The sequence below is a fragment of the Streptomyces sp. NPDC054813 genome (assembly GCF_053611365.1).
Window position 1 is genome coordinate 85,786 of the sequence record NZ_JBSHAF010000034.1, and the last position, 9,917, is coordinate 95,702.

At 72.0% G+C, this 9,917-nt stretch carries 8 protein-coding genes; 4 read left to right on the top strand and 4 right to left on the bottom strand.

Annotated features, from left to right (window positions below; translation table 11 throughout):
* Positions 1-32: 32 nt before the first annotated feature.
* The 3 genes from ACWGJB_RS44050 to ACWGJB_RS44060 all read right to left on the bottom strand — a co-directional run bounded on the left by ACWGJB_RS44050 (position 33) and on the right by ACWGJB_RS44060 (position 3,337).
* On the bottom strand, positions 33-1,625 hold the full coding sequence (locus ACWGJB_RS44050; RefSeq protein ID WP_453385663.1) for a transporter: 1,593 nt from the start codon (positions 1,623-1,625) through the stop codon (positions 33-35).
* Positions 1,622-2,395, bottom strand: coding sequence for an ABC transporter ATP-binding protein (locus ACWGJB_RS44055; RefSeq protein WP_453385664.1), 774 nt, complete (start codon positions 2,393-2,395; stop codon positions 1,622-1,624). The genes ACWGJB_RS44050 and ACWGJB_RS44055 overlap by 4 nt, the downstream gene beginning before the upstream one ends.
* Positions 2,396-2,674: 279 nt before the next feature.
* Positions 2,675-3,337 (bottom strand): bifunctional DNA primase/polymerase, encoded by a 663-nt coding sequence (locus ACWGJB_RS44060; RefSeq protein WP_453385665.1) that lies wholly within the window; start codon positions 3,335-3,337, stop codon positions 2,675-2,677.
* 274 nt (positions 3,338-3,611) lie between these two features.
* Between ACWGJB_RS44060 and ACWGJB_RS44065 the strand changes: the two genes are divergently transcribed.
* Together ACWGJB_RS44065 and ACWGJB_RS44070 are read left to right on the top strand one after the other, a co-directional pair.
* Positions 3,612-4,997, top strand: coding sequence for a transcriptional regulator (locus tag ACWGJB_RS44065; protein ID WP_453385666.1), 1,386 nt, complete (start codon positions 3,612-3,614; stop codon positions 4,995-4,997).
* Positions 4,998-5,198: 201 nt separating this feature from the next.
* Positions 5,199-6,863: a hypothetical protein gene (locus ACWGJB_RS44070; protein WP_453385667.1), complete on the top strand. Its 1,665-nt coding sequence runs from the start codon at positions 5,199-5,201 to the stop codon at positions 6,861-6,863.
* A gap of 62 nt (positions 6,864-6,925) precedes the next feature.
* Here the strand turns inward: ACWGJB_RS44070 and ACWGJB_RS44075 are convergent, their stop codons facing one another.
* The gene (locus tag ACWGJB_RS44075) at positions 6,926-8,230 is read right to left on the bottom strand and encodes an ABC transporter substrate-binding protein (protein WP_453385668.1); all 1,305 of its coding nucleotides are present in this window, start codon (positions 8,228-8,230) and stop codon (positions 6,926-6,928) included.
* 117 nt (positions 8,231-8,347) lie between these two features.
* Here ACWGJB_RS44075 and ACWGJB_RS44080 point away from each other — a divergent pair, with 117 nt between their 5' ends.
* Both ACWGJB_RS44080 and purU read left to right on the top strand, forming a co-directional pair.
* Complete coding sequence (locus tag ACWGJB_RS44080; protein WP_453385669.1) at positions 8,348-8,848, top strand: SCO4402 family protein; 501 nt, start codon at positions 8,348-8,350, stop codon at positions 8,846-8,848.
* A gap of 56 nt (positions 8,849-8,904) precedes the next feature.
* Positions 8,905-9,789 carry a formyltetrahydrofolate deformylase gene (purU, locus tag ACWGJB_RS44085; RefSeq protein ID WP_453385670.1) on the top strand — a complete coding sequence of 295 codons (885 nt, stop codon included), beginning with the start codon at positions 8,905-8,907 and terminating at the stop codon, positions 9,787-9,789.
* Positions 9,790-9,917 lie beyond the last annotated feature (128 nt).

Sequence of the window (9,917 nt, forward strand, 5' to 3'; positions counted from 1 at the left end):
TACAGCCCCGCGCCCGTTACGGGGCGCTGGGGTCACCCCCTGCTGACAGCCGTCAGGATCTCCGGCAGGCTCGCCGCCGTGCGCGGTGCCGCCAGGCGCAGGCCCGCCCAGGTGATCGCCGCCCCGTAGGCCGCGCCCACCGGCAGCAACACCCATGTCCACTCCCCGCCTCCCGCGCTCACGTTCAGCGTGATCGTCAGGGCGATGACGGGGGCGCACAGGAGGGCCGCCGAGACCATGCCGCCGAAGATCGCGATCCAGGCCAGGCCGGCCTGACCGGCGGCGACGTTCTTGTGGCCCTCCTGGGGGATGGAGTACGGGAAGCGGGCCGAGGTCCAGGCGCCGGTCGCCAGCATCGCGCCGAGCAGGGCGAAGGACAGGCCGAGCACCTCGGGCAGCCGGGGCCAGTCGCCCAGCATGGCCGTGGTCAGGACGGTCACCAGCGTCGCGTACGGCAGGGTGATCACCAGCAGGGCCAGCGCGCGCCCGCGCAGTTCGACATAGGCGTCCCGCGGGGACGAGATGGTCATCGCGACCATCCAGAAGGCGGAGGTGTCCTGCCCGAACTGGTTGTACATCTGGATGCCGAGCATCCCGGCGGCGAAGCACGCGAAGTAGATCGACCCGGTGCCCTGGAGGGCGTTGAAGACGGGCACGATCAGGCCGATGGCCAGCGAGGTCACCCAGGCGGCCTTGGTCTTGGGGTCGCGCCAGACGTAGCGCAGGCTGCGCGCCATGACCGTTCCGGTACGGCCGGAGGGGAGCAGGTGCCCCAGGCCCGCGCCGTCGGAGGAACGGCTCCGGACGGCCGAGCCGGGCGCCTGGAGCGTCGAGCCGTCCGGTGCGGTCATCAACCGGGTCAGGGTCCGCGCCCAGGCGCCGACCAGCAACGCCAGCGCGGCCACGGACAGGCCCAGCTGCGCGGCGGCCGTGCCGTACGCCCCTTCGCTCGCCGAGTGCACCGCGCCGATCGCCGACGCCGGCGGCAGCCAGCGCACCACGTCGGCCACCGGCGCGAGCTCCCCGAGCCCTGCCGAACCGAGGCTCCGGGCCCCGAAGTTGACCAGCTGCGCCCCGATGGCGATGACCAGGCCGCTCAGTACGGCCAGGTCACGGCCCTTGCGGCTGCTGAGCAGCCGTACGTTCGCGGCGGCCACGGCCCGTGCGAGGGCCACGCAGACCAGCAGCGCGAGGGCGACGGCGACGACCGCGACGCCGTACCCGGCCGCCCCGTGCGCCACGGCCGCCGCACAGCCCACCAGCAGCAACAGTGAGAACAGCGGGCCGATGCCGACCAGGGAGGCGGCCAGCAGGGCCCGTACCAGCGGTCGTGGCCGCAGCGGGAGCATCACCAGGCGGGTCGGGTCCAGGGTCTCGTCGCCGCTCGGGAAGAACAGCGGCATCACCGCCCATCCGAGCGCCAGCACGGCCGCCCCCGGCACGGCCACGGCATCCGCGTGCGCATGGCCGCGCAGCATGATCAGGCCCAGCAGCTGCACCGCCCCGAACAGCAGCGCGAGCACGGCCGACACGACGAACGCGGCCCGTCGGCCACCGGACTGCCGCAGCCCGTTGCGCAACAGCGACAGCTTCAGCCGTACGACGGTGGCGGTCACGTCCGTCATCGGGCCGCCCCGCCGCCCAGCCAGTCCAGGTCGGCCCCGGCGTCCCGTCCGCTCGCCCCGACCAGTTCCAGGAAGGCGGCCTGGAGGGTGCCGTGCGCCCCGCGCACGTCCGCCAGGGTGCCCGTCGCACGGATCCGCCCGGCCGCCATCACCGCCACCCAGTCGCACAGCGACTCCACGAGTTCCATGACGTGGGAGGAGAAGACGACGGTCGCGCCGGAGGCCGTGTAGCGCTCCAGGACGCCCCGGATGGTCTGCGCGGACACCGGGTCGACGCCCTCGAACGGCTCGTCCAGGAAGAGGACTTCGGGGTTGTGGAGGAGAGCCGCCGCGAGCCCGATCTTCTTGCGCATGCCGGTCGAGTAGTCGACGACGAGCTTGTGCTGGGAGCCGGCGAGATCGAGTACGTCCAGGAGCTGGGTGGCCCGCTTGTCGACCTCGGCGCCGGGCAGTCCGCGCAGCCGGCCGGTGTAGCCGAGCAGTTCGCGTCCGGAGAGCCGCTCGAAGAGCCGCAGCCCTTCGGGCAGCACGCCGATACGGGCCTTCACCGCCACCGGGTCCTGCCACACGTCGTGCCCGACCACCTCGGCACTTCCCTGGTCAGGCCGGAGCAGCCCGGTCACCATGGAGAGGGTGGTGGTCTTTCCGGCCCCGTTGGGCCCGACCAGCCCGACGAACTTCCCGGCGGGCAGCGACAGATCGATCCCGCCGACGGCCACCTGCTGCCCAAACCGCTTCCAGAGCCCACGAACACGAACGGCATCGGTCATGCCAGAACCCTACGGGGGAGTCGGGTCTACGAGAGTGCGGGTGGACGGGGGGCTGGGGATGGGAGGTTTCGCTTACCGGCGCCGACAGGATGCCGCTGCGCCCACCCGTGCCGCCTGGGGGGCACCTCCCAGGCTCTTAAGGCACTGGGGGAGGCACGATTGCCCGCAGCTGAGTAGGACGCGGCTGGGCAGCGCCCCGTAAGGGGCGCGGGGAACTGCGCGAGCAACCACACGCGACCTGAACTCGCGCACCCACCGCACCCGGCAACCCTGTAGGCGCTACCGGTCCCGCCCGCACGCATAGGCCAGCGCCGAGATCAGCTCCTCCGCGTCCGGCAGCCACCGGTTCGCCGGTGTCGGCCGGCAGGCCCACTGCACCGCGCCCCGGGAGCCCAACCGCGTCGGCGGCGCCGGCACGTACGCGCCCTCACCCAGCGCCGTGAGGTCCAGCGACGCCGGCGCCCAGCCCAGCTTCCGTACCAGCTCCGGCACCTTCACCGACCCGCCCGGCAGCACGAAGAACTGCATCAAGCGGTCGGGCGTGAGCGTCACCGGCCCGAGCGTCAGCTCCATCCGCTCCATCCGGGCCAGCGCCAGGAACCCGGCCGTCTCCGGGACGGACAACGCGTCGAAGGTCCGCCCCGTCGGCAGCAGGATCGACGCCGTCGGCTGCTTCTGCCACATCCGGCGCGCCACCGTCGCACTACCGGTCGCCTGCGACGCCCAGTCCGGGCGCGCCGCGTGCGCGCCGGGCGCCGCGCACGCGACCTCCCCGCAGGAACAGCACTGCACCCCCTCGACCGCTTCCAGCCAGGTGCCGGGGAAGACGTCCCAGTGGCGCTCCTCGGCGTAGCGTACGGCGGTCTCCAGCAGCGATTCCCCGCGCTGCTTCGGAATCTGAGCGGCTTCGGTGCCGACGATCGTCTCTTCCACGTTCATCACAACTCCCGCACCCACCTGGAGTTACGGGCGTAGCGCGCGCGGGGGAGGAGCATCCTTTCCGCAACTGGGGCGCATGGATGCACGTGTGGGGGCGCGCAGGAGGAACCGGGGCGTGAGCGGGTAGTCACGTGTGGGGGGTTGGCGGCGGTCCTACCCGCAATTCCGCTGCTTTTACCCGGCAATCCTCGCATGTCCCGCATTTTCGGCATGTCCGCTGGGCAGTGATCGTCAAGGCCGGATCTTTTCCCTACAGGGAGTTCGCAGGGGGTACGCCATGGCCGCAAGGCCGCTTGTCGCGCGGCAGCCGAACGAACGGTTGCAGGCGCTCATCCAGGAGGCGGGGTGCTCGAACGCCGGGCTCGCCCGCCGGGTCAACATGTGCGGCGCGGAGCACGGTCTCGACCTCCGGTACGACAAGACGTCCGTGGCCCGCTGGCTGCGCGGACAGCAGCCGCGGGGCCGCGCGCCCGCGATCATCGCCGAGGCGCTGGGGCGCAAGCTGGGCCGTACGGTCACGATCGACGAGATCGGCATGGCCAACGGCAAGAACCTCGCGTCGGGCGTCGGCCTCCAGTTCTCGCCGACGGTCCTGGGGGCCATCGAACAGGTCTGCGAGCTGTGGCGCAGTGACGTGGGCCGCCGGGACTTCCTCTCCGGTTCCTCGGTCGCCGCGTCCGCGCTGGTCGAGCCCAGCCGGGACTGGCTGATCTCGGCGCCGGACGCGCAGGTGGCGCGGCAGGCCGGGCCGCGGGTCGGGCCGTCGGACGTCGCGGCCGTGAAGGCCATGACACAGGCGCTCACCGACCTGGACCACCAGTACGGCAGCGGGCATGTGCGCCCGGTCGTCGTGCACTACCTCAACAGCGTGGTCTCCGGACTGCTCGCCGGGTCCTACCGGGAGTCCGTGGGGCGGGAGTTGTTCGCGGCCGTCGCCCGGCTCACCGAGCTCGCCGGGTACATGGCCGTCGACACCGGGCAAGCCGGGCTCGCCCAGCGGTACTACATCCAGTCGCTGCGCCTGGCGCAGGCCGCCGGTGACCGCGGTTACGGCGGCTACGTGCTCGCCGCCTCCATGAGCCACCTCGCGGCGCAGCTCGGAAACCCGCGGGAGATCGCTCAGTTGGCGCGGGCGGCGCAGGAGGGGGCGCGCGGGCGCGTGACTCCGCGCGCGGAGGCCATGTTCTACGCGGCCGAGGCCCGCGGGCACGCGCTGCTGGGCGACGCGCGGTCGGCGCAGCTGGCGTCCGGGCGTGCGGTGTCGGCGATGGAGGCCGCCGATCCGTCCTCCGGGGACGACCCGGCGTGGATCGCGCACTTCGACGAGGCCTATCTCGCCGACGAGTTGGCGCACTGCCACCGCGACCTGGGCCAGGCCGAGGCGGCCGCGAGGAGCGCGGAGCAGTCCCTGGCCGGGCACCCGCCGACGCGGGCGCGGCGCCGCGCGATCGGCTATGTGCTCCTCGCCACGGCGCAGGTGCAGCAGCGCGAGATCGAACAGGCCTGTGCCACCGGGCTGAAGGCGGTGGAACTCCTTGAGACGGTCCGCTCCAACCGGGGCGCCGAGTACCTGGAGGACTTCCAGCAGCGCCTGGAGCCGTTCCGGGACGAACCGGTCGTCAGGGAGTTCGGCGCCCGGCTGGATCTGCAGGCGGCCGCATGAATTCATGCCCCGCGGATGCGTGAACGTGTGGGAAACCACACCTTGCCGTGCGAGAGGCGGCATATACAGCGCACCGCGGGGCGGTTTTGTTACTGCTGTGGCAGGGAAGAAGATCGCGCCCTTGGCTGCGTGGCACCTTGCTGAGGGGACCCGGTAGCGTGAGCCGACGATTCACAAGGTCCCCCATTAGTAGGAGTCCCGGTGACGCAGAGTGGACAGGGCGAGCCCGCGCGCGAAGGCATCGTGCTGCCCTCCGACGGTGGCGAGCCGCTGCTGCCGGGCATGACGGGCGTTCCCGCCCCCCTATCACAGCCGCCCGCCCCCGCACCGGCGCCGACCACCGCGCCCTCCGAGGGTCAGGCCTGGGGACAGCCGTGGGGGCCCGGTCACCAGCAGGGCGCGCCGCAGCCCGAGCAGGGCTGGCCGCAGGCGGCCGGCCAGGAGTGGAACACCCAGGAGCCGGCGCCCGAGCTGCCGCCCGCCTGGAACGCCCAGTCGCACGCCGCGCAGTCCCAGGCCGCGCAGAACCAGGCCGACCGGTACGGGTCCCCCGGCTCCGGCGCCGGCCCGCTCCCGCCGGAGGGGGCGCCCGCCCCGTCGTACGGCGGCGGCTACGAGCAGTCGTACGGCTACGGCGCACAGCCCCAGCAGCCGTACGGCGCCCCGCTGCCCCAGGCCGGCGGCCAGGACCCCTACGGCGCCCCGGGTGCCGCGCTGCCGCCCGCCGTCCCGCACGGAGGCCACGGCGGGTACCCCGGTGCCCTGCCGTCCGCCGACGAGGGCGCGACCCAGTACATCCCGCCGGTGCCCGCCGCGCCGGTGGGCGAGGGGGCCACGCAGTACATACCGCCGGTGGCGGCGGCTCCCGAGGGGGCCACCCAGCTGATACCGCCGATCGGCCCGGGTGTGCTGCCGCCGGAGAGGTCCCACGAGCAGACCACCTTCCTGGGCCGGCAGTCCGCGCCCGCCGCGCACTCCGACGCCGAGGCCACGCAGTACATCCCGCCGTACCAGGCCGGTGCCGAGCAGGGCGGCGACCGGCAGCCGCCCGCCGAGTTCGACAACCTCTTCCGCAGCGGGCCGGGCGGCGAGCCCCCGGCCGCGTCCACGGCTCAGCTGCCGCGCTTCCAGCAGCCGCCGCCGAGCTTCCAGCAGCAGCCGGCGTACACCCCGCCCCCGTCGTCGTACGACCACGACCACGACCACGACCGGGACGGTGACGGCGGTGGCCGGGGCGGTCGTGGCCGGTCGAAGGTGCCGGTGATCGCAGCCGTCGGGATCGGGATCGCCGTCCTCGGGATCGGGGCCGGTGCCCTGTTCAGCGGGGGCGGCGGGGACTCGGGCGACGACAGCAAGACGGTCGCCGCGTCCGCGCCCGCCGGCGACGGGTCCTCGTCGGCCGCGGCCGACGAGGGGAAGGCGCAGGCCGCCGCCCTGGACAAGCTGCTCGCCGACAGCGGCAGCAGCCGGGCCGCGGTGATCAGTGCCGTAGCCAATGTGAAGCAGTGCAAGGACCTGGACGGCTCCGCCTCCGACCTGCGCAATGCCGCCACGCAGCGGGCCGCGCTGGTCACCCGGCTGTCGAAGCTGTCCGTCGACAAGCTGCCGGGCAACGCCGAGCTGACCAGCGCCCTCACCAAGGCCTGGCAGGCCTCCGCGAACGCGGACAACCACTACGCGGCCTGGGCCGACCAGGCCAAGGGCAAACACGGCTGCCACAAGGGCCAGGCCCGCGCCACCGGCCAGACCGCGGCCGGCAACCAGGAGAGCATCACCGCCAGCTCCCAGAAGGTGAAGGCGGCCGCGCTGTGGAACACGATCGCGAGCAAGTACGGGCTGACCCAGCGGCAGCCCACCCAGCTGTGAGAGCGGGCCGGCGGTAAGAGCCGGTCAGCGGGTCGGCCGGGTCAGCCGGCCGGCCCGGCCGGTCAGGTGAGGTTCGCGTTCTCCAGGATCTTGGTCATGTCCAGCGCGTTCTTGTTCGCCGACTGGAGCAGGCCGCCCCTGACCGTCTGGACGTTCACGTCGGTGTTGACCAGCCGGGAGAAGCCGGCCGCGGACAGCTTGCCCTGGTAGGGCCAGGACAGCGACGGGGTGAGGCCGCCGGTGGAGACCTTCAGGCCGTCGTTGAGGGTGCGGCGCACACTGTCGGCGCTGACGTCGCCGGTGCCGATCTTCTTCAGCGCGGCGATCAGGACCTGGTAGGCGATCCAGGTCGTCTGCACCCCGGCGTCGGCCGGGTCGATCCGGTTGTCGCCGAAGGCCTCCTTGCTGATGACCTTCTTCATCGGGTCCCAGCGCGCGTCCGAGGCCACCGGGTACCAGCCGGTGATGTACGACCCCTCGTACGGGCCGGACGCACCGCCGGTGGAGTTGATCACCGTCTGGTCGACGCTGCCGACCTCGGCGGCCGTCTTCACCTTCGGGTAGTCCTGGCGGGCGCGCTGGAAGTTGTCCATGAAGGTGGCCGTGCGGTCACCGAGCTCGGGAACCACACAGCCCGTCTTCAGCGAGTCCGAGGTGGCGCTCTCCAGCGCCTTCTGCGACTGCTTGTCGTACTCGGTGAGGTCCTCGGCCGCCAGCTGGTCGTTCGACTTGGCGTGGCTGCCGGCCTGCAGGCCCGAGTCGAGCAGCTGGGGCAGCTGGTCGCCGGCGATGGTGTCCGGGCGGACCAGGGTGACCGGGCCGCACTTGTCGGCCAGCGCCTCCCCGAGTCCGGACAGCAGGGTGAGCTGGCCGCCGTTGACCGGGTAGGAGACGGGGCTGGTGAACTCCTCGTTCGACGCCCCGTAGCCGCCTATGTAGGGGATGGCGGCGCCTTCCAGCGCGGCGAAGTAGGAGTCGCCGAACTGGCTGTAGGAGCCGACGACGGCGACGACGTTCTCGTCGGCCGCCTTCTGAGCGCAGTTCGCGGCGCCCACGCTGGAGTTGTGGTCGTTGCAGGTGATCAGCTTGAGCTTGTGGCCGTCGACGCCGCCCTGGGAGTTGACCCAGTGGACGATGGCCGACGCCATGGCGGGCATGCCGGGCTTGTTGGTGGCGCCGGTCTTCTGCGGCGCCCAGGTCATCACCTTGATCTCGTCGTCCCCCGAGCCCGAGAATCCCGGGACGACCCCGCAGCCGGCGGCGAGTGACGCACAGGCCGTCATGGCCACCGCGGACAGCGCGATGGCTCTGACGCGCCGGTGGGTCGTGGGGAGGACGGTGCTGAGTGTGGGACGCCTGCCGGTCATGGACACGCACGATTCCGTCACATCACTAACCTCCGAGTGACCCATGGTCAATGAGAGGTGACGCGCAGGTGAATTGCGGGGGCCGGTGACGGGAGTGTGACGAGGAACGTACGATCGATGACCGTGCAAGGTTCGGAGAACTCTTCCCGTCGCGGCCGTCGCTCCTCCACCATGGGCGGCATGCCACTCAATGACATGCCGTGGTGGCGCTGGCGCAGCAATGTGCGCTCCGCGCTGCACATGCTCTCCGACCCGGAGTTCCAGCGGAACGTCTGGCTGGCCGGCCAGGAGGGATACGGCGACGTGACCGACGCGGTCTACCGGCTGGTCGAGGACACCTGGCTGGACAACTGGTCTGCGGAGAAATACGTCGGGACGATATTCCGCGACTCGCAGGAGGCGGCGCTCGTCGACACCGCCGTCCTGCGGGTGCTGCGGATCATGCACCAGGTCGGGCCGGACGCGCCGGTCTCCGCGTACCTCGACCACCAGGCGTGGCCGGACGCGGTCCGGGCGGCCCGGGACGCGCACACGCGCCTGGCGGCGAGTGACGGCGACGACCCGGACATCCCGCCGCGCAGCCTCGAGGTGCTGCGGATCATGACGCGGGCGGCGTGAGTCCGCGAAGCGGACGCTGACCGCCCGGGGCGGCCGGGCATGAGATTCTGTGGTGCATGACGGATCAGTCCACCCGAGCCCAGGCCGCCCTGGCCGACCAGTACGTCCTCACCCTCTCCTGCCCGGACAAGCAGGGCATCGTGCACGCCGTGTCGAGCTACCTGTTCATGACCGGCTGCAACATCGAGGACAGCCAGCAGTTCGGGGACCACGACACGGGTCTGTTCTTCATGCGCGTGCACTTCTCGGCCGAGGCGCCGGTGACGGTCGACAAGCTGCGGGCCAGCTTCGCGGCGGTCGGTGACTCCTTCCACATGGACTGGCAGATCAACCGGGCCGACGAGCGGATGCGCGTCGTCCTCATGGTCAGCAAGTTCGGGCACTGCCTGAACGACCTGCTCTTCCGTGCGCGGATCGGCGCGCTGCCGGTGGAGATCGCCGCGGTGGTCTCCAACCACACCGAATTCGCGGAGCTCGTGGAGTCGTACCACGTCCCCTTCCGCCACATCCCGGTGACGAAGGAGACCAAGGCCGACGCGGAGGCCCAGCTCCTCGAGCTGGTCCGCGAGGAGAACGTCGAGCTGGTCGTCCTGGCCCGGTACATGCAGGTCCTCTCGGACGACCTGTGCAAGCAGCTCAGCGGCCGGATCATCAACATCCACCACTCGTTCCTGCCGAGCTTCAAGGGCGCCAAGCCCTACCACCAGGCGCATGCGCGGGGCGTCAAGCTGATCGGGGCGACGGCGCACTACGTCACGGCGGACCTCGACGAGGGGCCGATCATCGAGCAGGAGGTCGAGCGGGTGGGGCACGGCGTCACCCCGGACCAGCTGGTCGCGATCGGGCGGGACGTGGAGTGCCAGGCGCTGGCGCGGGCGGTGAAGTGGCACGCGGAGCGCCGCATCCTGCTCAACGGCCGGCGAACGGTCGTCTTCGCCTGACCGTTCGGCTCGCCCGAGGGGCGGGGTGGTTGCGGTCGTACGGCGACCGCGGGTGGCTCGTGGCCGTTCGCGCAGTTCCCCGCGCCCCTGGAAAAGACGGGGCTGCGCCCCGCTAGAAGCTTTACGGG

Excerpts from the sequence above, each read along its gene's own strand:
- ACWGJB_RS44055 (WP_453385664.1), bottom strand. The coding sequence starts at position 2,395 with ATGACCGATGCCGTTCGTGTTCGTGGGCTCTGGAAGCGGTTTGGGCAG.
- ACWGJB_RS44065 (WP_453385666.1), top strand. The coding sequence starts at position 3,612 with ATGGCCGCAAGGCCGCTTGTCGCGCGGCAGCCGAACGAACGGTTGCAG.
- ACWGJB_RS44050 (WP_453385663.1), bottom strand. The coding sequence starts at position 1,625 with ATGACGGACGTGACCGCCACCGTCGTACGGCTGAAGCTGTCGCTGTTG.
- ACWGJB_RS44075 (WP_453385668.1), bottom strand. The coding sequence starts at position 8,230 with ATGACCGGCAGGCGTCCCACACTCAGCACCGTCCTCCCCACGACCCAC.
- purU (WP_453385670.1), top strand. The coding sequence starts at position 8,905 with ATGACGGATCAGTCCACCCGAGCCCAGGCCGCCCTGGCCGACCAGTAC.
- ACWGJB_RS44080 (WP_453385669.1), top strand. The coding sequence starts at position 8,348 with ATGACCGTGCAAGGTTCGGAGAACTCTTCCCGTCGCGGCCGTCGCTCC.